Below are 25331 nucleotides of genomic sequence, written 5' to 3'. Positions count from 1 at the left end.
CTATTTCGCGTCAAAGCCAAATGCTTTGCGTATCTCGATATGCACTTCTTCGATTGTTTTTTGACGATTGTCTCTACCTACTGTGTCGATTCGGACAGCGTTGAATTTCTCGGCAACATAATCATACCCATCGTCGACTCGGTGTTGAAATTCGTCACCACGTGACTCAAACGTGTCGGGCGTGTCTACTCTGCCGCGGCTGCCAATATTCAGGCGCCTTGTGAACGTCGGCATCTGGAGGACGACGAGTCCATCTGGTGTCATATAGAGATCATCGGTATATTGACGTGTGAGAGCCACGATTTCGTCGGCTTTTTCCATAGCTTGCAAGAAACTACCTGTTCGTTCAGCAATTGCTTGGTAGGCGATAGTCGAATAATAATTTCGCGCACTGATAACATAGTGCCCGAGTTGAAGAGATTGGCGAGCACGTTTCCAAATCTCGTGCCGTGCGGCGGTAAACATGAGGATGTTGGTATCGGCATCGCGCTCCAGTTCGCCATTTTTGATTATTTCGCGCAGTGCATCGGCAATCGGCACGCCGCCCGGTTCATGCGTCACGAAGGTTTCGATGCCGAGTTGGTTCTGCAGGTACTGGCCGAGCAGCTCAGCTTGGGTTGATTTGCCAGTGCCGTCGTTGCCTTCAATGACAAAATATTTACCGAATTCTTTATTACTTGAAGCCATTAGACAGTCCTTTCGCTGGCGTTGGTAATATAAATCCTGACTTATATGCTTTTGGCAGCATTTGTGAGGGATGCCACGCGGCTTTAATGGCAGCGAGATCGATACTCGGGATGTCTTGATAATTGCCACTAGCTAGAGCATATTCAGTACCGACAGGGCCGGTGCTACTAAACACGATTTGCGCGAGTTTGTAGCCTACAGGTAGTACCACATGCTCGTTTTCGTTAAGGTTATGGACTTCCATCGTCCAGCGGTTCACATAGCCAGGGTCCCCCCAGCCAGCACAGTAGCAGGCGCTGACTCCTATGCGTCCTGTAGTGCTACGGGCTTGCATGCTTGTGGTGCCTGGCGGCAATATGCCAATAAATTCGTGCGTATGAGCGAGGATTCGTTCGTTGGGCCGAAGCACAATAACTGGGTGATCATCGGGAATGTTGGCTAGGTGCTCGATTGAAGCTACACTGCTATTGCCGATTTTTCGTCGTACAGCTGCCCACGGCTTCGCTTCGTAGTAGTCGCCATAGTAGCGTCGCACATCCGCTTCGTCAAACGGGTTAAACAAGTTGTCGCCACCCTCGTTTCCCTTGGCATGGTAGAAGTAATAGCCCAGGCTAACATCGATACTTGATCCATTAATAGCACTGGGTGCTGGCTCGCAAATAATATGCCCGACTTCAAGCCCGGCTTGAATTTCAAGGTCGCTAAATACCCCTCCCTGCGGCACTACTCTGCCCTGTTCTATCCTCACCTGTGGCATATTCCCTCCAAAAAGCGGCCCTGCTACCAGGCCGCCCACTTAGTTTAATTCTACTCATGGTTTTGCTATACCGCAAGCGTGGCGTACAATTTTACATCAGTAATCTGTCATATTTTTCAAGATGGTAGTATGATAGCATACGCTATGACACACGAAATGATTGTTGCCTATGGGTGTAGTAGAGAAATTGGTAGCCACAACCACCTGCCGTGGCCGTATGGCACAATGTCTGCCGATATGCGGCGATTTCGTAACCTCACGTCTGGCAAGGCGTTGATCATGGGGCGCAAAACGTTTGAATCACTCGATGCTCCGCTCACGAGCAATGTGCGCACAAATATTGTTGTTAGTTCTCGTCGCCTCTCGCATAGCCCGAGTGTGACGGTAGTAGAAACACCCAGCCAGGCCTACGAACTCGCCGAGCACCAGCAGCGTCGGGCAATCGTGATTGGCGGACAAATGATGTATATCGCGGCGCTTCCCTTTACCGACACCTTGTACGCGACAGAGATCGCGGCGGATTTCCCAGATTGTGATGCCCATTTCCCCGCGCTGCCAGCAGACGAATGGGCCGAAACCGAGCGTGAGTACTTTCCTGTTCGCCGTGGGCTGAATGCCTACCCTATGGATTTTGTCACCTATCAGCGGATTGCTCCAGCGACTATATCGCTACAGGAGCCTTTATCGCCTTCATTGGAAAATACTTATCCACCGTCACGTCTGAAGGCTCGAAATCAGCGACATCTTTTGCGTCGGCGTAGGGGCTAAGTTCAATGCGCGGTGCCCCACTTAATAAACGAGTTGCGAGTAGCGGCTCACGCGACAACTGTTCTTCAACTTGATCAAAGTGATTGGTATAAATATGCGCGTCACCAAAGCTATGCGTAAAATAGCGCGGTGTGGTGCCGGTTACTTCGGCCATCATGGTGAGCAGTAGCGCGTACTGCGCCATATTGAACGGCACACCCAGGAACATGTCGGCGCTGCGCTGGTAGAGCCCCATGTCGAGTGAGCCATCGGGCCAGCGCTTAAACTGGTACATCATATGGCACGGGGGCAGCCCGGCTACTGCCATTTCTTCAATATCGGCAGGGTTCCAAGCCGATACGATGAGCCGACGCGAATCAGAACCTCGTTTTATTTGCTCCTGCACACTGCCGAGCTGATCGATACCATTGAACGATCCATCTGGCCAGTGGCGCCACTGGTAGCCATAGACCGGACCAAGATCGCCGAATTCTTCAGAAAACTCGTCATCTGTTTTGACGCGCTCAATGTAGTCGGCCATGCTGCCCTTCCACTCATCTGAGTCTTGGGGTGGCAGGGCTTGACTGGTAGCGCGCATATAGTTGACATAGGGCCATTCGTTCCAAATGTTACAGTTGCGCTCCACGAGGTAGCGCAAATCTCTTCGTCCCTGCAGCATCCAGCACAGTTCTGTTGCCACTACGCCAAGTGGCACTCGCTTCGTTTGTAGTAATGGAAATCCATCGCGCAGATCATAGCGCATTTGTGCCCCCATAATACCGCGCGTGCCCACGCCGGTACGGTCGGTTGTGTCATCGCCATTGTCGCGAATGTTGCGTAGTAAATCAAGATACTGTGTCTCATAGGAATGCTTCGTCATACGTGGTCCTCCTTGCTTTCGTATGCCAATTAGTATGAGGCAAATCAACACGTATGACTAGTAAAGTTATGTAAAGTACAACATGTGGGGAGAATAGTTATAGTAAAGGGTCTTAATCTTAATGTTGTCAATGTGTATGAAGTGCGTGTGCTGATGCGGCACGGATTTTGCCGACGATACTGCGGGTCGAGCATAGACTGCGTAGCCACTATCTTCTAGGTTGCTGATAATTTGCACATACTCGGCGCTTTCGATAGCGGTTAGTTCGCTTAGTGAGATAACATGACGTTTCGGCACAAGCAATAAATGTTCGAGTACCCTACAGCCATCCCATAGTGCGTAGGGAAAAATATTATCGACGAGCCAGAAGTGTGCGAACTCACGCCGTACCTGTTTGGAAACAGGTGTGAAATCGCAAAAATCGCAATTACTTTTTTCCAGTAGCTTGCGATGATTCTTATATTTGCGCTCCATTTCCCTGGTGCGAACGATTGGGCCGGTGCTTAACCGTGGTTTCCTCATACGCTTATGATAGCAAATAGACAGCAGTGAATATAATTTACCATAAATATATTGACATAGATTATATTATATGGTATAATGAAATTATAATGACTGGAAATAGTCGTGAGAATTACGCCCTAGGTAGCGATTCGTCCTCTAAGTTACCATGGGAAGATGAGTTATTGGCCTGTCAGCCACCGGCAGTACCGGAAGATCATCATGTAATTATTACTGATAGCTATGAGCGCAATCGTTTGTTGCAACGCGGTGTATTTGATGAGACTTATCGTAACCAAGATAAGCCGATGATTGTTGGTCCTGCTTGCCAGGATATCTATCCATGGCTAATAACCGACCCTTACGAGTACAACTCAATACTCCGTTCACTTGAGCTGCGCGAGATTATTATCTCATCGGCGCTCGCTGTGCTTGACGATGCCGATACATATACTGCAATCGTTGGTGAAGATACAAGTGGGCGAATCCCCGCTTTGATTATAGGACAAGCAATCAATATCGTGAGAGTCATGCACGATCTCCCGCCAGCGCGCCGCCTATTCGTTAGTGGAAGGATAGATGAATTGCGAGTACCCGACTTTACTGCTCTATCGCACGAGGATAAAGCTCTGATTATCACAGAATACGTCGCTACCGGTTACTCAATCAGCAACGCAATTGCGGCATTGGGCAGAGTCGGCTTTCAAGCAACTAGTGCCCTATTTCTTGATAAGCGTATTGGCAATAAAGAAATCCCGTGTGAGCGGGTATATATCGGGAATCGTACCACCTACACGGGGCGATCAGATAGTCACCTGTATTTGACAAGTGTATCGCATAAAGGTGTTGAAAAGGAATGGAATGCACCGCACTCCTCGCGTGTTTTCCTTGATGACGATGAGCGCGAGGAATTGATACGGCTACGGAAAGATATCGCTCACTTTGCGCGCGAGTTAGTCGACATATGGCTGGTACGAAAATCAATCGGTTAGCCTGGCTTTCTACATTCATTGACAGCTCCACCCAGCGTGCTGTATAACAAGGTTATACTAGTAGTCCTAAATTCACCCCCCAATCAGGACACTCCCTCTAGAATTAATCCTTTCTCTTTTGCAACTTGTAATGAACTTTTGTAGCCGAGGATCTTCCTCGGCTTGTTGTTAATGCGTGCTAGCGCATTGTCAACATCCGTTTGTGTCACTGTAGCAAAGTCGGTGCCCTTCGGGAAGTAGCGACGCAGCATCTTGTTGGCATTCTCGACACTGCCTTTTTGCCAAGAGGAATAGGGGTCAGTAAAGAAGACGGGCGCGCCCGTCTTATTAGTGACGAGTGCGTGGCGCCTGTTCTCGATGCCGTTATCGGTCGTCATACTGCGAACCCCCAGCCCACTCGCGAGTCGCGAGATGGTGTGTGCGTACGGCTCTGGCTTCAGGTTAGGTACGAGCTTCGCTCGTACCAGTCGTGAAGACCGTTCGGTAAGGACAGCGAGTGCAGAGGCGCTCCCTGGGTGCTTGCTGCTCACGACGCTGTCGTATTCACAGTGACCGGTCTCGGCTCGGTCTAGAGCGACCAGCGGTCGCTCTGTGACGGAAGTGCGGTCGGGAATCATGACGTGACCCGCCCTGAGTTGTCTGCGTGGTTTCTTGCGGTAACGCTTCGAGTACAGCAACGGGCAGTACTGTTGTCCCCAGGCACTGCGCAACCATTCATAGATGGCCGTCTTGCTGGCATAGATACCAAGCGCTGAGTTGGCTCTGAGATAGCCGGCTATCTCGTCTGGATTCCAGTGCTCAGAGAGTTTCAGGACGATGAACGAGCGAAGCTCGTCATTGTCTTGAATCTTCTTGCCTTGGTAGCGAGCATACTTACGCCGTACATAGGCTTTGTGTTTGGCGTGGGTAGCGACGTATCTCCCATCCTTGAGGCTATTGCGTTGCAGCTCGGTCGCAATGGTATTGGGACTGCGCCCCAATGCACGGGCGATGGCCCGTGCAGAATAGCCTTTGGTATGGAGGATGTCTATCTCGCTTCGCTCGGCATCCGTTACCTTTGATGCTTTCTTCATGGTGTGTATTGTCTAGCATCGGGTGTCCTGATTCAAAACGGAATGGAGGAGTAAAGGAGGTGTGATGAAAAAATCTATAAGAGTGTTCGGTGCTATGTTCGCGCTAATTGGCGCGGTTGGGGTGACAAGCGTTGCCAATGCGCAGACTGCAAGCGCAGCGTGTGCTGACAATGTTTATAGCTATAACCTAACGGTGCAGACATGTGTTAAGTATATTCAGGCTCTTTCAAACCAAGTTTATGCGAATAATAGCAATATCCTCGGGACGCGTACTCCTCTGGTTGTTGATGGTAAGTTTGGGTCAAAGACACAGAGTGCTATTACCAACATTCAAGCTCACAGCTCAGTTACCATAAAGGACACATGGCAGACCGTTTTGCTCACAAAGGATGGTATTGTTGGAAGGCAGACTTGGGCAATCTTATGTACGTATAGTTCGGACTACTCTACTTATTCGGCAGCTGGTTGCTTGAATAGTAACTTCGTATTTAAGGCCTATGACTACTATGCTGGCACCGGCATGTCAAGCGTTGCTCACTAGGCCTGAACATAATCTCTCAGTAAACAAAACGGCGTCGTAAGACGCCGTTTACTTTTCACTCCTATACTTCAGTTTAATGTGAGTTTGCGCAGAGAATTTCTACTAATTTAGCTTGCCTGATTTTCGATCTTTATACCAGGGCCCATGGTGGTGGCGATGGTGGTCGATTTCACGTAGATGCCCTTGAGGCTGCTTGGTTTTTGGGCTTGCAGGCTGGCAAAGAACGCCGCGGCGTTTTCTTCGAGCTTTTTGGCACCAAACGACACTTTGCCGATGCTTAGGTGGATTGTTGCTTGCTTATCGACACGGTATTCTACCTTGCCGGCTTTGGCTTCGGTGACGGCTTTTGCAACATCGGTTGCCACGGTACCGCTCTTGGGGTTTGGCATCAGGCCGCGTGGACCAAGCAAACGGGCATATTTGCCGAGTTTTGGCATGTAGGCAGGGGTTGCGATTAGTACGTCAAAGTTCAGCTCTTCTTTCTCAAGCTGCTTAGCGAATTCTTCGTCACCGGCGATGTCGGCACCGGCTTTTTTGGCAGCAGCAGCGTCGGCTTCTGGAGCGAACACGGCAACGCGGATGGTCTTGCCGGTCCCGTGCGGTAAGCCCACCGTCGCGCGGACGTTCTGGTCGGCCTGGCGCGGGTCAACACCTAAGCGTACATGCACCTCGACACTTGCATCGAATTTGCTCGGATTAGTCTTTTCGGCTAGCTCCATCGCTTCAGTCAGTGAATAGACTTTGCTACGGTCAACTAGTTTGGCTACTGCCTGGAATTTCTTACCGCGGCGCTCGACAAGCGGACGGATTTTGGGTGCCGGACCCTTTTTGTGGTGCTCGGCGGCATCAGCATTTTGAGGAGTGGTATCGCCAACTTCTTTGCGGGCTTCTTTGTCGGCTTTTTCTTCAGACTCTTTGAGAGCTTTTTCGCTGCGCTTACCCGCCTTTGCGACCACGGCCTCACGCTCGGCTACAATCTCTTTCTCGACTTTTTCACGCTTTTCAGGCTTAGCGCCTTCAATAAGTTTTTCGATATCGGCAATCGTTGCTTTTGCTGGCACTTCAATCTTTAGCTTTGCAGCTTCTTCTAATAGTTCGGCTTTTTTAGCCATAGGTGGTTAAACCCTTTCTGCGGTAGTAGCGGCGAGTTTGTCGCCTCCCGTCATTGATTTGTAATAGCTGTATTATAGATTGTTTCCGCACATTTGTCTAGGCATGAAAGTGCCCCTCCGAAGAGGGGCTAGAGCAGCTATGAAGTCTACTCCTCGTGCTCGTAGATCGCACGCATGGCGTCGAGCGCGTTTCGGGCGTTCTCGAGCATGTGCTCGAGTAGCTGCGGCCTATATTCGTCCGGCCGATCATTAATGACAAGCAGCGGGATCTGCGTACCTCTGGCTCGATCAGCGAGCTCCAGGAGCACCTGCTTGTTGCGCTTCGTCCTGTAGTTGCCATCTTTGACCCAACCCAGTCCGATAGCCTTATCAACCTGCTCTGCGCAATTCGTCATCTCTTCGATCCAGTCAAGAATACCGGAGATGAGCTCGATTTGTTCGAGTGTCGCGCCGTGACTCAGCGGATCAGCCAATAGCATGCTGAGTGCATGATCATGACTGTCGAGGCCGCGACCACGCCAGAAGCGCGGGTGTGCCAACAAGGTGTTGTAGTTGTAGTAGATGCGGTCAAACAACTCAGACGCACCGCAAAGTGCCAGCTTCTCGCGCAGCGTGGCCAGTAGTTCGGCCGGGCTATTCACCCAAGCAATCTTGTCGTCAGGTGTGTCGCCGAAGTAATTGATCAGCTGGCCATTTAGACTTACGTCCACGAAATTCTGGGGAAGATGGATCTCGAATGGCTTGCCAAGCTTCCAAGCGGTCTGATAGTGCACCGCGTCCGTAAGGCCATCCCACTGATCGAACGGCTCGTTGCCAGGGTATGTGACGCTTATCCAGCGTGCTCCCTGTGTGCAAACCTTTGCTGACGCAAAACGAACAAACACAAGCCCGTCCCTCTTCCAGACGGCAATCCATCCGACGCGCTGCCCAGCCATGTCGGCTGGCCATTCACGCACGGTATCGATTTGAGCCACCGGAGTCGCCATGTCAACCTCTTTTCGTTTCAAGGAACACTTCACGAGTATGAAGCTTTATCAATATTATACCATAGATCTGTAGAAAAACAACATCAACCGACCACATACACAATTTAAAACGCCCAGTTCTGCAGTAGTGCAGAACTGGGCGCGAGCGGATGCGCTATGGCCGGTCGGGGCCGACTTTGCGCATCCACTTGGGCATGCGCCGCAACTGTTTGCGTGCGCGCCTCCAGGCCGCAGCCTGGTTGGGTGGTTCACTTGCTGTGCGGCCAGTGAGCTCGTCGGCAAGGCCCTGATAATCATCAGGGTCACCACCGAGCTGGCTCATCACCCCGGCGTCGTAGCGCTGGTGCAGCCGCCTGCGCGAGTGGGCTCGCATCAGGAGCGCCGTGCCAAGGAGTACTGCTCCGCCGATGGCTGCGCCGCCGATCAGTTTGCTTCGCTGTTCCATGAAGTTCCCTTCGTTGTCGTTGAGCGAGTAGAATAATTATACTATAATTTTTAATATTTTACCATAGCCATACGAAAAACACCTCCGACTACTCGGGGGTGATTCTTCGTCCTGTACGGCGCTAGCTGACGCTAAGTAGTGTCCAGCTGGTGCCGCTCTGCCGCAAGCAGAAGCTCTGGCTGCCATCACTGATCGTGACGGTACTCCAGATATTCTCACCACGACGGATGGTAGCGCGGATGCCACGGTCAACAAAGTTGTACGTGCGCCCGGCCCATTCCATACGCTTTGGAATTGGCTGCATATCGCGGCCAAACCCTACGCCGGTGACGGAAACAGGACTGTAAATGTGATTGTTCATAGCATACTCTCCTATGATATTACGTGTTTGTAAGTGGTGGAGTATGAACGACAAGACCGCTGACCTGCCCCACTTTACTAGCGAGAACAGCGTATGTCTGAAGTCGTGATAACGGTAGTGCAATCAGATTGACCGAACTACGTGTGCATATATGGCTTGGTTGTGGAAATGCACAGGGTGCAAGTACAACCATAACCTATATTCATTGTACGCTAGGCCAGCTAATCATGGTCAAGACGATAATCGTAGTATTATTTATTGGTTATGCTAGACATTGGTGGGCCCAGGGCAGTACTATGGCAGTACAATGAAGTTTGTTGGTGAATATCCAGTACCCGAAGCATGTGACTGCGGCCCAGTACGTCGTCTTATTGAGCACGCTGATGGCCTAGAGGCGGCAAAAAAGACCGAGACTGACCTGGCACTCAACCCTGCAACACTAGATCTTATAGTTGAACGACTATCTGACGCTAGTGGCATCAGTGAGGCAGATGCTCGCATCGTGGCGACGGAACGACATGGTGACTACTTGAAACTTGTGGCTGAGCAGCTCGATGAATTGGATGTCGAGATAGCGACGAGTCAGTCAGTATGCGAAAAGTTGACTATGGGTTGCCCCGGAAGATTGCGTGTCCAGCAGATTGACAGGCTGGGGCGCCGCGTGGTGCTGTATGTTTGCTCATCGCCACTGATAGATGTGCTCGATGCGCATGGTGTTGAGCCTGTTGTTGTGGAGCGCATCAACTAGCCTGCGTAGTCGCCGCCAGTGATGCCGTAGTACTGCTCAAGTGTCTGAATACCCTTTGTTTTCATATCTTTTGCGACAGCCGTGCCGACGTAGCGCCAGTGCCAGGGCTCGGGTTCGTAGCCGGTGATACTTGTGAGCCCCTCTGGATAGCGCTGGATAAAGCCATAGTCAGCTGCATACTCAGCGAGCCAATAGTACTGCGAGCTGCCATTGAAACAGCTGAGAGCGCAGCTGCCAGCCTTGACGTCGATAGCGAGGCCCGACTGATGCTCACTATAGCCTGGGCGTGCGCTATACGTATCGGCCTGCACGCTGCCGCTAATGCTCACCCAGTAATTGTAAGTGGTGATTTGGGTGGTGTATGATCGATAACTACTGCTGACACCAAATCCTTGTCCCGCCGCCGCAGCTGCCGCTGACATCGCTTGGAATTGTTGGCTGGCTTCGGCGCGTAGCAGGGCTCCACCGGCATCAATGAGGTCAGGGGGCGACCATTCAAGCGGTGAAAAGCAATGCTTTTTGTTGATCACTACCTGAAGCGAATCGGGATTTTTAATCGCGCAGTTTGTAGCGCTGGCTGTTGATGACAGCGGTACTTTGGGTGTCGTTTGCGCAGCACGAGTAGCTGCATCTGCTTTAGCGCGGGCGATTGCCTCGGCTTCTGCCCTATGTGCATCATCAATTCGTTTTTGAAGTGTTGCTTTCACCTGTGCATCAATTTTTGCAAAAGCAACTCTTTGATCAGATTCGAGTTTTGCGACAGCCTTCACCTGCTGATTATGGCTGTAAGCCAAGAAAAGCAGACATACGGCGGCGAAAAGCGGTAGCACGAACAATACTGGCCAGTGGCGCCGTGTAAACGAAAACTGTTGGTGCTTGTGTGCGCGATGCGACATGTGTTTAGTATACCTGAAATTGAATCCCCCGTTCCGAAGTCCGGAACGGGGGGAGTGGGGCCCTAGAACTTGGCATCCTGGGGGCCAGGGTTTTGAGCCGCGTTGCGGCTGTAGTACTCCATGAGCAGCCTGTCGATGTCCTTGTTCGACAGTTGTGGTTGGGCGGGAACCAAGTTGCTCCACAGAGTCTTGATACCCGGCATGATTGTCTCGCGGCGCCGGTAGAGCTCGCGGCCGCTTTCGACACCAAGGTCTACTGCACTGACCATACCGATGGTCGTGATGGCCGTACCGACCCGTGAGGTCGGGTATTTGCGGACTAGGGACGTGCCCTTGGTCAGCGCTCGAGCACCAAGGCCAAGCGTCAGCATGGAGCCGACAACATTCCCCACGAGAGTGGAAGTGTCGGCGTACTCCGGACCAGCTTTGGCCGCAACCCCCGGGTCACGTCGCTGCAAGAGCCAGTAGGCATTTGCTGCCATGGCGCTGGCGGTGAAAGCCAGCGCCGCACCATTGGCGAGGCGGCGTCTGGGCGTCAGCGGGCGGCTGTTGTTCACGTAGTTCACGTCGCTTCCACGCAGAGCACTGGTGGTGCGCACACCCAACCCTATGGTCATCGAGAACATGCTCGTGACGAGACGTCGGGTACTGATGCGCTGCCCTGATTGTTTCAGGGATTTGCTGAAGCTCTGAGCGTTGCTGGGCATTGGTGCCCCTTTCGATTGTAGGTACACGCGCGATCGCGCGTTTGTAGTACTATATCACAAAATGGCACAGCAATCAAGTATTCAAAATCGATAACTTGGTCGGGGTGATGTGATTTGAACACACGACCTCACCGTCCCGAACGGTGCGCGCTTGCCTGACTGCGCCACACCCCGATACCTGAACAGTATTATACCCCTATTTCATGATGTAGCTACCCTCTTTATTTTGTTTCGTACCAAAATGGAAATCCCCCGCGCTCACCCGATGTGGGTGTGTGCGGGGGTATGCGACCTATCCGACGTCGTTTGACGAGACGACGAGAGGTTCGTCGACTGCAAACAACTGATGCAGGTAGGCGCGTAGACGCTCCAGTCGGCTGCTGGGCTCATCGCCTGCACCCTGAGCCATTAGCTCAGTAAAACGTGTGCGAGCCTCGTCCAGCAACACCTCGAGGTCGCCGAACAGTTGGGTGACTGCGGCTTCTGCCGCGTTGACCTGTTCGCTCGTCGAGAGCGGATCGGCCATCGTTGCCTCGAGCCCGTCTAGGGCCAGGCGGAGCTTTTTCACACTGGGCTGGGACATATGTCTCCCTTTGGTACGTGCCGCAAGAGTATGCGACGAGTCTGTGAATTGTACTACATACCAACTATGCGTGTCAAACATAGCCAGTATAAGGCACGATCAAATAAACACCCCATACGCATACGGGGTGTTTATGGTGGTGAGGCTGCTTATTCTAGTCAGTATGTGGGAGTCCCTCAAGGTATCTTTCACGCTCGCTATCAAGCGTACTGAGCGCTTCGGTAGCGCGCGCGAGGTGATCCTGAAGGCGTTTGATTTCGAGCGGATCAAGGCTGTCGCTATGTTCGGCTAAATAGTTCTCGAGCATTGTAACGCGTGCTTGAGGGTGGTGTGTACCCGGCGACATGTCCTGCCAGCCTGCGACGACGCTCACTAGTTGATTACCTCGACGCCCATACTGCGTGCAGTGCCGGCGATAACTTTCACGGCGCCATCCATATCGATAGCGTTGAGCTGGTCCATCTTTGCCTTGGCAATTTCCTCGAGCTGCGCGCGAGTGATTTTGCCAACTTTTTCGGCATGCGGCTTGCCACTGCCCTTCTGTATGCCAATGGCAGCACGGATCATGTCATCGACTGGCTGACCGAGGCTTTTCCAGGTGAAGGTACGGTCTTCATACACTTTTATGTGTACAATTACGTCTTTGCCCATGTCGCCCTTGGTTGCTTCATTGAATGGATTGATGAAATCCATCATGTTGAGCCCCCACTGACCAAGAGTTGAACCAACTGGAGGACCAGCGGTGGCGCGGCCTGCGGGTATGCGTAGTTTCAAGTTACCAATAACTTGTTTTGCCATAGTGAATAGTTCCCTTTTGATTACTAAATATAAGGTGAAGCATATTTAGTGCGTAACAATGCGATTATAGCGTAGAATGATGCAAAAATCAAGCAAAATGAAAAGCGGGGAGCTCCGCGCGCTACCGCTGTGGGTAGGCGCGGCGCTCTCCGCATAGTAGGTAGGCTACCAGCTCGAGCTGCTGCCGGAGTCGGAGCTTCCCCAACTTGACCCTGTTTCCACTGGTGCCGAGTAGCTGGGGGATGGGTCTGGCGCGGAGTAGCTCGGTGTCGGGTCGGGCGCCGACGGGGTACTACTGCCCCAACTTGAGCCGGTTTCGACTGGCGTAGTTTCCTGCCCAGTGGAAGTCCCACTAGAGCTGGAGCTCCAGTCGTTCTCGGTCTCAACCGGCTCAGTTTCGCCACCGGTGGTGACGTTTGAGCCGGACGAGGTCCGGGACGAATCGGCATGGCGCGACCCATCGGCATAGCTGCGGTCGTAATCGTGTCCGCCGTTGTCCCAGTAGTGCGGGTAGTACGGGTTGACCCCATACAGCCACACGAACTGGTTCCAGGCCATGTACGTCCAGAACGGGTCACTGTAGTACCCGGCTGGGCCCCACTGACCGCCACCGTAGTAGTGGTTGCACCGGTGTGTCGGCGACGCGTTGTAGACGATGGTCTCGCCGCCCGAGCCGGAGCGCGGTCGGAACTTCACGTCGTCGCCATGGTTTACGCGGTCTTGGAAGCTGTCCACCGTGACCAAGCGCGTGGGCTGGCTGCTGGCGGACGGCGTGGAAGACCACGGCCCGGGCGCATCCTGTGGGGCGCTTGACGGTACTGGCCAGGTGGGCGCTGCAGACCTGCGCTCCGCCTCACAGCGAGCATTCTCAGCTGCTGCCTCTGTCTCGCGCTGCTTGCGCTTGGCGCGGGCGATGAACCATGCCACCACACCACCAAGTCCGAGCACCCCGGCAATGCCGAGGATCCAGCCCCATGGGGAGCTGCCGGAAGACGATGTGGTCGACGCGCCGGATGTCGTAGTCGTGGTCTTGATCACGGTCCAGTCCAGCGCAGTGGCCTGAGCGATCATGTCGTTCAGGGCGCCGTTGACGTCGGAGATGGTTTTGGCCTGCACCTTCTGACCGGTGTTGACGGCCAGCTGGTGAGCAGCGTTAGTAACCGCATTCGGCGTGCTGAAGCCGCGAGCGTCTAGCGCGCCCCTGTTGCTGAGCACTATGTACAGACCGTCTTTGCCGACGGCGCTGTGGAAGGCGCTGAGCCAGGTGGACTTGTCGGTGCTCACCTGCGCCTCGTCGATGACGACGGCGAAGATGGCGCGTCCCGACGCCACTACCTGCTGCTCACGCGCAGCCTTATCGGCGTCACTGATGAGCTTGAGGTTCGGGTCGGCCACGACATGCTTACCGGCTTTGATGGCCGACGCTGGGCCGGACCAGTAATCGGCGGCGTGTGCCGCCGACGGCAGGACGAACAGGACGACCATCAGGGTGGCCAGGAGTGCCAGAATGCGAACTCGCATTCCATACCTCGCTTTCGGATTGTTGGGGAACTACACGCGAAAACCGCGTGCATCATTATAATTATATCATATAATATATAAATAATCAATGACTGTGCTAAGCTATTGTGCTACGGCAAAATAATACGCGCTTGAATATGTTCAGATGTAAGCCGGTCGAGTTCCTGCGCGGTGACGCCGAGGCACTGTAGTACGCGCGGGGTGAAACCGACTACTAGCTCATTACGCGGTAGGCTGTCGAGGGTATCGGCAAGTTCCCATAGTACTGGACTACTGGTGTCGAAGGTGGTGTGCTCGATGCGGCCTAGTCCAATCGCAAAACGTACAGCCGGACTACTATTTGTCGCAGATAGGATGTGTTTGATTGCTGGTACTACAGTGCGATAAGCGAATTTAGCGATAGAGGCGTCTGAGAGCCTATCGTATTGTGGCGACGGAATTTCAAAGGCAAACGCCTGACCGTCGCCAGTTGGGCGCAGTAAGCGGCCACCATAGTCTTTGACGAACTGGTGGTAGATTGCGCCAGACCGGGTGAGGTGATCACGCAGTTGTGGGTAGCGTGTATGTGCAATTTGACGTGAACCAGAGGTATCCCAGGCAACAACAAAGGCATTTGGGGTGGTAGGGGTGTCAAGCAAGAGCGCGTCGCTAACAGAACAGTTTGGGTAACGAGAGGCATAGTGATGTAGTTTGGTCAGATATGGCAGGATCTGAGGCTCAATGTGCCGCCAGTACTGCTCTATTGCAGCAAGTTGATCAGGGGCTGGAGAGCTGAGTGATTTGGTAAATGCGAGTTGAAATACACTTGCAGCACGACTGCCTATCTGCTCTGGAATATGGATGCCTGCCACGAGGTGGTTGGGGTTCATAGCACTTTCTTCCAGCCTATACGCTCCATTTGTGAATGTTTGACCGAGTGTTGAGACCTGTAGGTCGACGCGACGATTGGCGATATGTTCTTGCTGGAACTTGAGTCGCTCTGCAGGTATATAGGGGTTATTGACTTGTGTCAGCGCGCCAGCGCTATCGGTGTGGTAAACATCTTGCTGGAAAAGAACAAATCCCTCGAATGATGGCACTCCGTGGGCGATATCAGCCGCAATAGGCTTCATTGCGTCACGGATTTGGCTGCGGGCTGCCACCATAGTGGCGCGATCATGGGCGTCGAAGTGATGCATGTGGTTCGATTATACTCTACCTATTGACAAAAGTAAAAAAGTGTGCTAGTATGGAAAGAGCGTTATATCTTGCACACAAACACGTGTAGTTTTATAGGGGAAAACATCGACGTTCTCTAGCGAATGCCACTAACAAAATCATAGGCACGGGAGAATCGTATACAAAATTCGGTTGTTATTACCCCTGTAACTACAGGATGTAATGCAAGTTATGCCAGGCGCCCCATAAAGCTGGGGGCTCGCACCACGCGGGATATGGCGCATTTTCAATCAATTCTAATGGAAAGGACAATTCGTAATGGCGACAATTATGTTCGGTACAGTGGGCGCAGTGTAATACCTGTTTGTAAGGTACGTTCTATCTTGCAAACATCTCCCGCCTACTGTCATATCAGGCGATATCAAGATATTTTCAAGATTGATAGTAGCTTTAACTCATAGGTGGTCGTTTGCGGCAATCCCGCAGGTGATCACTCCAACATTACTCTAACCCTACTCACACAAGGAGGCTTGTTTATGCTGCTTACACATTTGCGCCAAATACTGCGCGCCATGGCAGCCGATCCTACCATTGCCCCTGAGTTACCGGTTGTTCGTCGTGCTATCATGCGCACGTTTGCCTGGATGCTTCTGACTGAAGTGTTTCAAGTCCTCCAAGCTCTGCCCGTGATGTATATCATGAACGAATTGACCAGTCGTCAGGATGCCTGGTTGGGCCGTGTGTTCGCCTACGCGGTGAGCATCGTCGTACTTTACAAACTGGGACAGCTATTTGCTAATCGCATGGGACTGCATCGCAACGATGTGTTCTGGGGGTGTTGGCGTGTTTGGTGGGGGTATGGCAACCGGCTACTCCTCCGCCAAAGTGCCGATTGGCACACACGTCATAGCACAGGCGAAAAAGAGTCGATGGTTGGCAAAAACGTCACGCGGTTCCAGGAGCTGTTTGATGAAGCGCTGTTTAACACTATACCGGTGTTGCTGCGCATCAGTTTTACGACCATCTTCATGTTCTTTATCGGTTGGCAGTTCGGTGTGCTTGGTGTGGCGACAATGCTTGTCTACGGACTGGTACTCTACCGCAGCGAGCGTCACATGCGACCGCACCGCGAGGAATTTCAAACTCGTATGCGACAGGTAGAAGATAACGGCAGCGAGCTCACCAAGAACTGGCAAACCATTCGGTCGCTCGGTATGGAGGAGCACTTCGCCGACTACAACGAAGAACTGCTGCGGTCGTTTTGGCACGACGAATACCCCCGCCACCGTGCGTGGAGTAAGCGTTTGTCGGTCCAAGACGATGTATTGCTACTAAGCCGCGGTGCCCTGTATGCCCTTATGGGCGTGGTTACGCTGCAAAGTGGTGGCACGCCTGAGCTCGGTTCGCTAGTGCTGGCCGCTACCTGGATGGAACGCTCGTATAGTAACTTTTGGCGCCTTAGCGATTTTCAGCGCGTGCTAAGTCGTGGTCAAGAGGCACTACGTGAACTATTACAGTTCATGAATACGGCGCCAACAGTGCAAAACACCCTTGCGCCCCAATGGCCACGCGTCATGAAAGGTGCGGTGTCGTTTAAGCGGGTGACGTTTGCCTACCAGGCAGATACTCCAACCATCTGTAGCCTGTCGCTGAATGTACCGGCGTTTACGTCACTCGCGCTTGTCGGTGAAAGTGGTAGTGGCAAAAGTACACTCATGAGATTGCTCGGTCGCGAGCATGATCCGCTTGATGGCAGCGTTACGATCGATGGCATTGATCTACGCAATATCGACTACGGCCGGTATCGCAACGAAATGATCGCCACCGTGAACCAACGAATCGAGCTGTTTAACCGGTCGGTTGCCGACAACATTCGCATCGCGCGTCCGGATGCCTCACTTGATGAAGTAGTGACGGCTGCGAAAGCGGCCGGCGCTCACGCGTTTATTGAGGCGCTACCCGGTGGTTACGACACGCGCATTGGCGAAGACGGTTTGACACTGAGTGGCGGCCAGCGGCAGCGCCTAGCGATTGCCCGGGCACTGATCATGAAGCCAGCGATTCTCATTCTTGACGAAGCTACCAGCGCACTCGATGCGATGAGCCAAGCCGAGGTGCAAGAGACGCTTGACCAATTGATTGCTAGGCGAGTGTGTACGGTGTTTATCATTGCCCACCGCCTTAGCACAGTGCGGAATGCCGATCAGATCGTGGTGATGGAGCAAGGCGCAATTAGCGCTAGTGGAAGTCACGACGAGTTGCTTGTCGCCAGCGACACCTATCGGCGCATGAATGCGCTTGAGGTTGGCAGTGAGCATGTTGCTTAAGTAGTGTTGGGACTCGTTCCTGTGACACCTCCATGTGATACATGGGGGTGTTTTTTAGATAATGAAAAAAGGCGGCATTGCGTAGGGTTACTACACAATGCCGCCATGTTGGCTCAGGACGTGGGGTTGCCAGCTTGGCGCTCAGCCCGGCGCTGACGATAGGCCTCGCGCGTCTCGGCCAGACCACTGGCGATACCTGCCAAGCGGGCCAAGGCACCATCGAGCGCTCGCTCGGCCTGGCTGGTGGCCGTGGCCTGCAGTTGTTCGAGAGCCTTTGCCAGGTCGTCGATGTCGTCACCGAACACTTCCTGTGCGGCCCCGGCGGCATCGGTCGCCTTGTCGGCGGCAACTTCACCAAGGCTGTTAAGCTGCTCTGTCAATTCCATCATGCGCTTACCAGCCGTGTCGAGAAAGCGCTCAAAAGCGGCGCTGGCGCTGCCATACAGCCGCTCGAATGTCTCGTCCCAGTCGGTGGGTTCGGCAAGAGGAACGGTAGAGCCATATAGCGCAGTGAGCAGCTCCTCCAAGGATGGCTGCGCCGTCTTGGGCGTTTCAAGCACATCCAGCTCGGCTTGCATCTCTTGCGCGCGCCGATTGAAGAACAGCCAGGTTCGGTTGTCGCTGAGCGCTTTATCGCGCAGGCGTTGCGCCTCGGCGATACCAGCCCTCAGCATCTCAACTCGGATGCTGTTTGGGTTCGTGGCAGGTGCCATGGTGTTCCCTTTCGCTAGTGCGGGATAGAACAAAATATACTATAGCACCTGGCGAGAGAAAGTCAATAATACAAAAAGCCGCCACACAGTAGGTGGCGGCTTGTGAAAAACACTGGACTATACTTTTTTGACCTGCAACGCGTCGAGCTCAACAGGGGTATCACGGCCAAACATGCTGACCATCACCTTTAGCTTGCCCTTGGCGGTATCAATTTCGCTCACCGCGCCATCAAAGCCCTTGAATGGACCGTCGGTGATATTGACAACTTCTCCTGGCTGGAAATCAATCTGATGCTTGGGGTCTTCGACGCCCATACGTTTCTTGATTTTGGCGATCTCACCATCGCTCACAGGTGTTGGCTCGGTGCCACTACCCACAAAACCGGTGACGCCTGGGGTGTTTCGTACAATATACCATGTTTCGTCCGTAAGCTTCATTTCTACCAGAACATAGCCTTGGAAAATCTTTGCTTCGACAACCTTGCGCTTGCCGTTTTTGATCTGTATTTGCTTTTCCTTTGGCACCATGGCGTCAAAGATCTTGTCGGCCATATCAACTGCCTGAATGCGAGTTTTTATACTATCGGCAACTTTTTCTTCGTAGCCGCTGTAAGTGTGGATTGCGTACCACTGACGGGTACTGTCGTAACGATTTTTCTGTGCCATGTATGGTTACTTCCCTATGATTAGCTTAAATAATTGTTGGAACCCTGCGTCAAGCAGTATGATAACGACCAAGAAGAATACGGTAAAGGCGATCAGCGCGCCGGTCATACCCCAGGTACTACGCCTGTCCGGCCAGCGGACTTGACGAAGCTCGTACCACGCTCCTTTAACATAGCGAGTAATTGGGCTGAGCGGATTTTTCACGGGCAGCTGTGTCAAAACAGGCCTTCTGCCTGTTGCCTGCTCGCTCTTGTGCTTAGAGTCTGGCTTGGATTTTGGCGCTTTGACGGTTTTTTTTGACTTCGAACCGGAGTCATTTGCAGAGATGCGAGTGATCTTGGTAGTGTCTTTTGTGTTGTTAGCTTTTGCCACGGGCACTTCTCCCAATTTAATAAGTCTGCTTGTTGCAGACTGTCAAGAGTAGTATATGTCACCTCGAGAGCTTTGTCAATAATAAACAGATAGTTCTCATGGTTGCATGTCCTGAGTTTTGTCGGGTACACTAGCCGTATGACAAAGAATACCCACGAGACACTAGCAAATGGAATTGATTTTGAGCAGCGCGAAAGGGCGATTGCTCGGTTACGCGCATTTTTGAGCCTTGAGACTGATGAACTCCTCCAGCATCCGTTGACAGACGAGGAGCGAGTAATGCTCGAGAAATGCAATGTGTGGCAGACAGCGATAGAGACAAGAGATACGCCAAATCGCCGTCTCGCGCTGGCAATGCTTGGGCTTGAAGAGGCCGTACGCGTTCTTTATGAGCAGGCGGGGTGTGATGTAACTCGGGAGAGCATAGTGATCAATAGGGATGGCGAAGAAGTACCATATCGTTTTTCTGCATCACAAGCTGGCTCTGATTTTGGGATGTTTCTCGGCTGTCGATTTACCCAGCCGAAGCAGCTTGATGCGTACGGTAGGCCACACGACAGTATGCTGCACGTATTGCTCCCTACTGACGGATACCTTTACGAAACGCTTGCTCATGGCGACCCCCATGAGCCGCAGTTTTTTGCTTCGGAGCCAGACATTTATTCTGCGGAATGGTCTGAGGATGAAAGAGAGAGGTTGCCAAATGGCGGTGTTACCTATCGAGAGATCAATGGGACTCGTTCATTATACGATGAGAGCGGCACGTATATACCAGATCCAGCAGACCGGCGCCGTGACGTGTATCATCGTGATCGAGTACATTATCGACCACTCTACACAGAAGATGCCACAGGTATCGAACGGTATATGCGTATCACTCAGACCCTTGTAGCCCAGTACCTTGAGGCCATTGAGATAAAGTAAACGGTCATCGTCCTAGCGACGTGACATACTAAACCCAAACGTCGACCCGTGGTTGAGTCGAGAGGTCATTTCAATAGTAACACCGAGTTTCTTTGCAAGCTTTCTTGCAACATACAAGCCGAGACCCGTACCACCCGTCTCCCGGGTGCGGTAATCTTCGCTACGCCAAAACTTTTCGAACACATGTGCTTGGTCACTCTTGCTCATGCCGATTCCGGTATCAGATACTCTGAAGTCAAGCGTGTCATCGTGCTTTTTCACTCTGACAACCACCTCACCCTCTTTGGTATATTTAATTGCGTTGGTGACAAAGTTTTGTAGCAGCTCTTTTAAATATAGGCGGCTCGCTACTACTTCGCCAAGCTGTGGCGAAAGGTCTAGGTTGAAGTGTAATCCCTTGGCCTCGGCTTGCGGCGCATACTCGTTGTAGAGGTCGTGGATGAGTGCGCTCACATCGATAGCCTCTGGGGCATCGGCGACACCACGCTCGGCACGGCTTAGTGTACTCAGGTCGTTCACCATTTTGGCAAGAAACAGTACTTGGTCATGTGCAACTTTCACATTGTCTTGGAGCGTAGTCGTGGGGATATCGCTCCGATCCATCATAATCTGCAGGTTGCTCAGTGTGCCCTCGGCAATGGTAATTGGTGTGCGCAGCTCATGACTGACGACGCTAATGAACTCGTCGCGCTCTTCTTCAAGTGATTTTTGCTTGGTGATGTCGCGTAGAATAACAATGTAGCCGTCAGAACCGTCAGAACCATGACTATCGACGCCACGAATTGGTGAGTAGATGACACTGAGGTGTATAAGCTCGCCCGCGATCTTGAGACTCAAGTCATCTCTATTTTGCACTGTCGAAGCGGCTTTCAGCTCACGGGTAAACTTGAACGGCGCATTGTCTTTGTCGATAAGCGGCAAAATAGCGTCGATCTTCTGTCCCTCGAGGCTGGTGTTGGTATCAATGAGGTTTAGGCATGCTGCGTTGTAGACCTGTATCACGCCATTTTTATCGGTGCTGAGTATCGCGTCGGCGAGGTTATTGACAATAGTGATCATACGATCACGCTGTAGCAGCTCCTCCGCCTGGCTGCGGGTTAGTTCTTCGCGGTCGATTTCTTGCGCCTTACTAATCGAGCCCGCGATATGACCTACTGCGAGTGTGCCGACAAAGTAGAGTATGTTTTGGATAATATAGTCTGGGTTGTCAATATGGAGCAGTATGTCGGCGAGAGCGGTCGCAAATAGCCCAAATACACTAAGATACAGACCATCAGACGAAAAGTAGGCAAATGAGGCTAGTAGCAGTACAATCCACCCGACGGTAAACGGCATATTGAATCCCGATACAAACAATAAATAGAGTGCGGCAAGAATGTGGAAGAGGATTAATCTGATGGCAGACATACGCCTAGATTTAGGTAGCACTAGAAACTGAAATATACTCAAGCCTAGCCAGGATATGGCGATAGCAAGAAATACCCAGTCGCCGGCGTAGTGTGGCGAAACAATCACCCCTGTCTGGATAAGAAGCCCATACAGCAGCAACATAACCGGCAAGACAAGTCCCGCTAGACGAACGATCGCCGCAGTCCGCTGATTGACATTGAGCCCCGCCCGTTTTTTCATAATAGCTATATTATACCGCATATGGCTATTGCCACAAGACTATATAATCGGTGTGTGTTTTTTGAGGAGCTTACGATGGGTTTTGTAGAGCGGGTCGATTGTTTCAACAGCTTGCCAGAAGGCGGGGCTATGGTTCATGTGTCTGGTGTGACAAAGTTCGTGGATGAGAACATAGTCAATCAGTGTGTCGGGTAGCTTCATGAGCGCGATGTTGAGGCTAATGGTGCCCTGACTAGTGCAGCTACCCCAGCGACCGCCACTATGACTAAAGCGAAGTCTTGCGTAGCGAAAGCCGTGAGTACTCGCAAGCGCCGACAGTCTACTTGGTAAATACTCGCGTGCTTCTTTGCGTAAGATTTTGGCCACGGCGACTCGAAGGGACTGCTGGATCGATTTGTCAGCAAGCGTGGAGTTTGGGGGTAGTTTGACGATGATCCGGTTCCTTAGAGTACTTACCTGCGCACTGGTAACCATAGTTGTGGGGATAACGGCGATAGCATGCTCCTTTCCTATCTGCTGGCCATCGACGTAGGGGTGCATAATACTAGTATGCGCTGCGAGGTTGCGCAGCTTGGCGCGGGAATCAGTTACCATCTTTTTGATGAAAAGCGTCGGAGTTAGTAGTGGTGCGGTTGCTTCAAACCGACCATCAGTACGTACCTTTATGCGCACATATCGAGCATGGGCCACGCGTCGAATAGTGATTTCACCAAATTCTGCGTCGACAAAACTTGCCATACATTATCTCACGATACTTGGACGTGTCGTGGATCTTGGAGGCACAGCAGCGGCTAGTACTACTGGTTGAGTAGCCTCTGGGCGATTCTCACGGCTAAGCTGCGCCAACACTACCTTGAGCTGGCTGTTGAAGGTGTGTTTGCCGCTGATAACAAGTGGCTTTTCGTCGGGGTGTGGCGGGCTAAAATCACGTACATAGTCGGCAAATTCATCACGGTCAAGCATACCATTTTTTAGTGTGCGGTTCAGAGAAGTCACTTTGTCGGTCTGTACCCATACAAGAAGTGGCTGAAAACCCTTTGACCTGGCCCATTTGGCAAATTCTGTTCGGCGTACTCGACTATCGCTGTTTCCTTCAAATATAAATGTTTGTCCCGTTTTTGATAACTCTCCCATGACAAGCGAAATAAGCTTGCCCGCTGCCTCGCTATCTTTCGCCAATGCCTCGAGTGCGAGGCTATCTACATAGGGCGCGTGGAACATGTTGGCAAATTTGCTAGCAAAGAAGCTTTTACCGCAGCCTGGGATACCTACCATCATAATCGCGTGCGGACGCGCCAGTCGTAACGATTGCATACCCTAAGTATAGCAATTTCTTAGTTGTTTTTGGTCGTAAAGGCGTAAATTACATCATTCCTATAAGGCTAACCATGTAAGCATAAGAGTTATATATTATTATAGCTTATTGACAAATTGTAAATACATTGGTATAAACAAAAGAGAATAACCTGTTTTTTGCGCGAGGAGGTGCCCCATGAACAAACTAAAATCATTGCTAGTAGGTGTAGTAGCGGCAGTTGTGTCATTTACGGGCTATGCGCTGATTGCGGGCGACTCAATAAATGCCCTCAACCCTTCTGCCCGCGACTGTGATAATAACTCGATTATTTACTGTGGTGCTATTACCTCAGATGAGTTAGCTGCAAAATATGCAGCCAACAAGACTGGTGACCTGCCCGCTCTATATAACCACTACGGCATTAGCGCAGGTATGATCAATGGTCGCACACAAAAGCAAGGATACGTCACCAAGGCGGGTGATGTATATTATGGCGGCAAGGTCGTTGCACGCAAAGCGATTAGTGTTGGTCGTCAATACAGTAGTGGTAGTTGGGCGGTCAATATCAATGGTCATACCTACTACGAGCGCTACACCGGTACCAACTACGCCGCAGGTGTTGATGCGATTGCCGTTCATATATGGTTCGATGCCAATGGTAAATTTGTTGCTGCTGTTATGTACTCTTGTGGTAACGCGCTAGTAGCGACACCGGTTGAAGTCCCAGTCGCAACGTGTAATAGTCTGACGGTTGACACAATTAACCGTACGACCTTCCGCCTTACCGGCAGCGCTTCTGCAAGTGGTGGTGCCACGATCAGCGCGATTCACTACTATGCCTACGGTCCGGCGGGCAACACCATCGCTGGTGTTCCGGGTGCCACTGGCCAATCGACAAGTACGGTTACGATGACTCTGTCGACGCCAGGTACCTACAAACTTCAGGCGATCGCACTGACGAGTCTCGGCAATGTTTCGAGCGATGCGTGTGCCAAGTTTGTCACTGTCACCGTCGAACCCTGTGCTGTACCAGGCAAAGAAAACTTACCAAAAGACAGTCCGCTTTGTACCGAAGACAAGCCCAAAATTAGTATCGAAAAGACTGTCAATGGCAGCAAAACAGCAGTGGTAAAAGTAGGCGAAACTTTCACGTACGAGATTAAAGTTACCAACACCGGTAATGTCGCGCTAAAGAATTCTGTTGTCACCGACAAAGCGCCAAAAGAAGTGACGCTACTAAGTTCCAGTGAAGGTATGGTAAAGGACAATAACTGGACCTACACCATTACTGAACTAAAAGTTGGCGAAAGTATGTCGTTCATTCTTACCGCAAAGTATGCGAAGTATGCTAGTGGCACCCACAAAAATACCGTGTGTGTCGATACGCCAACTGTACCCGGCAGCCCAGATGATTGTGACGACGCCACTACAACCACGAAAGAAAACATCACGGTTTGTGACACTAGCACGAACAAAATCATCACTATTGACCGCAGCGACTATGACGAAAGTCATATGACAACCGATATCACCAAGTGTGGGGATATCTACGTGTGTGTCATTGCGACCAAAGAAAAGAAAACACTGCCAAAGAATCACTACGATGAAACCAAACACACGACAGATATGAGCAAGTGTGAAGCGTCTACACCGAACCCCAAGGCAGACGAGCCTGTCGAGCTTCCTCATACCGGCCTTGCCGACGTGCTAGGTGGGGGCGTCGGCCTCAGTAGTATTATTGGTGCAGCGACTTACTATGCTTCAAGTCGCCGTGCAATACGCTAGTAGGCTTTAATACAAGAAATAACCGGCATCAAAGCCGGTTATTTCTATGGCAGGGGTGATAGGACTCGGTCACGTTCCGCGACCCCGACGCAGCGCGGTAACAAGCACAGCTTGTTCCGGCTGAC

At 51.9% G+C, this 25331-nt stretch carries 29 protein-coding genes and 1 tRNA gene; 7 read left to right on the top strand and 23 right to left on the bottom strand.

Annotation, left to right across the window (positions count from 1 at the left end; translation table 11 throughout):
* Together tmk and IPM09_02520 are read right to left on the bottom strand one after the other, a co-directional pair.
* Complete coding sequence (gene tmk, locus IPM09_02525) at positions 1 to 687, bottom strand: dTMP kinase (GenBank protein ID QQS22393.1); 687 nt, start codon at positions 685 to 687, stop codon at positions 1 to 3.
* Entirely contained in the window at positions 674 to 1444 is a 771-nt protein-coding gene (locus IPM09_02520; protein QQS22392.1) for a deoxycytidine triphosphate deaminase, read from the bottom strand. Before IPM09_02520 ends, tmk begins: the two co-directional genes overlap by 14 nt.
* 144 nt (positions 1445 to 1588) lie before the next feature.
* Here IPM09_02520 and IPM09_02515 point away from each other — a divergent pair, with 144 nt between their 5' ends.
* Positions 1589 to 2212, top strand: coding sequence for a dihydrofolate reductase (locus IPM09_02515; protein QQS22391.1), 624 nt, complete (start codon positions 1589 to 1591; stop codon positions 2210 to 2212).
* Here IPM09_02515 and IPM09_02510 read toward each other — a convergent pair.
* Both IPM09_02510 and IPM09_02505 read right to left on the bottom strand, forming a co-directional pair.
* Positions 2106 to 3071, bottom strand: a complete 966-nt coding sequence (locus tag IPM09_02510) for a thymidylate synthase (GenBank protein QQS22390.1) — start codon at positions 3069 to 3071, stop codon at positions 2106 to 2108. The genes IPM09_02515 and IPM09_02510 overlap by 107 nt on opposite strands.
* Before the next feature lie 66 nt (positions 3072 to 3137).
* Complete coding sequence (locus tag IPM09_02505; GenBank protein ID QQS22389.1) at positions 3138 to 3593, bottom strand: hypothetical protein; 456 nt, start codon at positions 3591 to 3593, stop codon at positions 3138 to 3140.
* A gap of 89 nt (positions 3594 to 3682) precedes the next feature.
* On the opposite strand from IPM09_02505, the gene IPM09_02500 reads away from it, so the two are divergent.
* Entirely contained in the window at positions 3683 to 4564 is an 882-nt protein-coding gene (locus IPM09_02500) for a hypothetical protein (GenBank protein QQS22388.1), read from the top strand.
* Between the two features lie 83 nt (positions 4565 to 4647).
* Here the strand turns inward: IPM09_02500 and IPM09_02495 are convergent, their stop codons facing one another.
* On the bottom strand, positions 4648 to 5637 hold the full coding sequence (locus IPM09_02495; protein ID QQS22387.1) for an IS30 family transposase: 990 nt from the start codon (positions 5635 to 5637) through the stop codon (positions 4648 to 4650).
* Positions 5638 to 5701: 64 nt separating this feature from the next.
* On the opposite strand from IPM09_02495, the gene IPM09_02490 reads away from it, so the two are divergent.
* A complete protein-coding gene (locus tag IPM09_02490) occupies positions 5702 to 6178 on the top strand; it encodes a hypothetical protein (GenBank protein QQS22386.1) in 477 nt (158 codons plus the stop codon).
* 107 nt (positions 6179 to 6285) lie between these two features.
* Here the strand turns inward: IPM09_02490 and rplA are convergent, their stop codons facing one another.
* From rplA to IPM09_02470, 4 genes are all read right to left on the bottom strand, one after another.
* Positions 6286 to 7290, bottom strand: coding sequence for a 50S ribosomal protein L1 (gene rplA / locus IPM09_02485; GenBank protein ID QQS22385.1), 1005 nt, complete (start codon positions 7288 to 7290; stop codon positions 6286 to 6288).
* Between the two features lie 146 nt (positions 7291 to 7436).
* Positions 7437 to 8276: a hypothetical protein gene (locus IPM09_02480; protein ID QQS22384.1), complete on the bottom strand. Its 840-nt coding sequence runs from the start codon at positions 8274 to 8276 to the stop codon at positions 7437 to 7439.
* Positions 8277 to 8430: 154 nt separating this feature from the next.
* Positions 8431 to 8721, bottom strand: a complete 291-nt coding sequence (locus IPM09_02475) for a hypothetical protein (protein QQS22383.1) — start codon at positions 8719 to 8721, stop codon at positions 8431 to 8433.
* Positions 8722 to 8842: 121 nt separating this feature from the next.
* On the bottom strand, positions 8843 to 9082 hold the full coding sequence (locus IPM09_02470) for a hypothetical protein (protein ID QQS22382.1): 240 nt from the start codon (positions 9080 to 9082) through the stop codon (positions 8843 to 8845).
* Positions 9083 to 9359: 277 nt separating this feature from the next.
* Between IPM09_02470 and IPM09_02465 the strand changes: the two genes are divergently transcribed.
* A complete protein-coding gene (locus IPM09_02465) occupies positions 9360 to 9830 on the top strand; it encodes a hypothetical protein (GenBank protein QQS22381.1) in 471 nt (156 codons plus the stop codon).
* On the opposite strand, the gene IPM09_02460 is transcribed toward IPM09_02465, so the two are convergent.
* From IPM09_02460 to IPM09_02425, 8 genes are all read right to left on the bottom strand, one after another.
* Positions 9827 to 10726, bottom strand: coding sequence for a M15 family metallopeptidase (locus tag IPM09_02460; GenBank protein ID QQS22380.1), 900 nt, complete (start codon positions 10724 to 10726; stop codon positions 9827 to 9829). The genes IPM09_02465 and IPM09_02460 overlap by 4 nt on opposite strands.
* A gap of 62 nt (positions 10727 to 10788) precedes the next feature.
* The gene (locus IPM09_02455) at positions 10789 to 11208 is read right to left on the bottom strand and encodes a hypothetical protein (GenBank protein QQS22379.1); all 420 of its coding nucleotides are present in this window, start codon (positions 11206 to 11208) and stop codon (positions 10789 to 10791) included.
* Positions 11209 to 11529: 321 nt separating this feature from the next.
* Positions 11530 to 11607, bottom strand: a tRNA-Pro gene (locus IPM09_02450).
* A 118-nt stretch (positions 11608 to 11725) separates the two neighbouring features.
* Positions 11726 to 12016, bottom strand: a complete 291-nt coding sequence (locus IPM09_02445; protein QQS22378.1) for a hypothetical protein — start codon at positions 12014 to 12016, stop codon at positions 11726 to 11728.
* A gap of 154 nt (positions 12017 to 12170) precedes the next feature.
* A complete protein-coding gene (locus tag IPM09_02440; GenBank protein ID QQS22377.1) occupies positions 12171 to 12389 on the bottom strand; it encodes a hypothetical protein in 219 nt (72 codons plus the stop codon).
* Complete coding sequence (gene rplK, locus IPM09_02435) at positions 12389 to 12814, bottom strand: 50S ribosomal protein L11 (GenBank protein ID QQS22376.1); 426 nt, start codon at positions 12812 to 12814, stop codon at positions 12389 to 12391. Before rplK ends, IPM09_02440 begins: the two co-directional genes overlap by 1 nt.
* 165 nt (positions 12815 to 12979) lie before the next feature.
* Positions 12980 to 14335: a hypothetical protein gene (locus IPM09_02430; protein QQS22375.1), complete on the bottom strand. Its 1356-nt coding sequence runs from the start codon at positions 14333 to 14335 to the stop codon at positions 12980 to 12982.
* Between the two features lie 110 nt (positions 14336 to 14445).
* Complete coding sequence (locus IPM09_02425; GenBank protein ID QQS22374.1) at positions 14446 to 15513, bottom strand: hypothetical protein; 1068 nt, start codon at positions 15511 to 15513, stop codon at positions 14446 to 14448.
* Between the two features lie 516 nt (positions 15514 to 16029).
* Here IPM09_02425 and IPM09_02420 point away from each other — a divergent pair.
* Positions 16030 to 17820: an ABC transporter ATP-binding protein gene (locus tag IPM09_02420; protein ID QQS22373.1), complete on the top strand. Its 1791-nt coding sequence runs from the start codon at positions 16030 to 16032 to the stop codon at positions 17818 to 17820.
* 113 nt (positions 17821 to 17933) lie between these two features.
* On the opposite strand, the gene IPM09_02415 is transcribed toward IPM09_02420, so the two are convergent.
* From IPM09_02415 to secE, 3 genes are all read right to left on the bottom strand, one after another.
* Positions 17934 to 18533, bottom strand: a complete 600-nt coding sequence (locus IPM09_02415) for a hypothetical protein (protein QQS22372.1) — start codon at positions 18531 to 18533, stop codon at positions 17934 to 17936.
* A 117-nt stretch (positions 18534 to 18650) separates the two neighbouring features.
* Complete coding sequence (gene nusG / locus IPM09_02410) at positions 18651 to 19199, bottom strand: transcription termination/antitermination factor NusG (GenBank protein QQS22371.1); 549 nt, start codon at positions 19197 to 19199, stop codon at positions 18651 to 18653.
* Between the two features lie 6 nt (positions 19200 to 19205).
* Positions 19206 to 19571, bottom strand: a complete 366-nt coding sequence (gene secE, locus IPM09_02405; GenBank protein ID QQS22370.1) for a preprotein translocase subunit SecE — start codon at positions 19569 to 19571, stop codon at positions 19206 to 19208.
* Positions 19572 to 19709: 138 nt separating this feature from the next.
* Between secE and IPM09_02400 the strand changes: the two genes are divergently transcribed.
* Positions 19710 to 20495, top strand: a complete 786-nt coding sequence (locus IPM09_02400; protein ID QQS22369.1) for a hypothetical protein — start codon at positions 19710 to 19712, stop codon at positions 20493 to 20495.
* Between the two features lie 12 nt (positions 20496 to 20507).
* On the opposite strand, the gene IPM09_02395 is transcribed toward IPM09_02400, so the two are convergent.
* From IPM09_02395 to IPM09_02385, 3 genes are read right to left on the bottom strand one after another with little or no spacing between them, the layout of a single operon-like run.
* Positions 20508 to 22124 (bottom strand): PAS domain S-box protein, encoded by a 1617-nt coding sequence (locus IPM09_02395; protein QQS22368.1) that lies wholly within the window; start codon positions 22122 to 22124, stop codon positions 20508 to 20510.
* Positions 22125 to 22163: 39 nt separating this feature from the next.
* The gene (locus IPM09_02390) at positions 22164 to 22862 is read right to left on the bottom strand and encodes a M48 family metallopeptidase (GenBank protein ID QQS22367.1); all 699 of its coding nucleotides are present in this window, start codon (positions 22860 to 22862) and stop codon (positions 22164 to 22166) included.
* Positions 22863 to 22865: 3 nt separating this feature from the next.
* Positions 22866 to 23438 carry a hypothetical protein gene (locus IPM09_02385; protein ID QQS22366.1) on the bottom strand — a complete coding sequence of 191 codons (573 nt, stop codon included), beginning with the start codon at positions 23436 to 23438 and terminating at the stop codon, positions 22866 to 22868.
* A 178-nt stretch (positions 23439 to 23616) separates the two neighbouring features.
* On the opposite strand from IPM09_02385, the gene IPM09_02380 reads away from it, so the two are divergent.
* Positions 23617 to 25206: an isopeptide-forming domain-containing fimbrial protein gene (locus tag IPM09_02380; GenBank protein QQS22365.1), complete on the top strand. Its 1590-nt coding sequence runs from the start codon at positions 23617 to 23619 to the stop codon at positions 25204 to 25206.
* Positions 25207 to 25331: the final 125 nt, after the last annotated feature.

This window comes from Candidatus Saccharibacteria bacterium (assembly GCA_016700015.1).
GTDB lineage: Bacteria > Patescibacteriota > Saccharimonadia > Saccharimonadales > Saccharimonadaceae > Saccharimonas.
The sequence above is the reverse complement of the archived record's forward strand: the minus strand, read 5'-3'. Positions and strand labels throughout refer to the sequence as shown.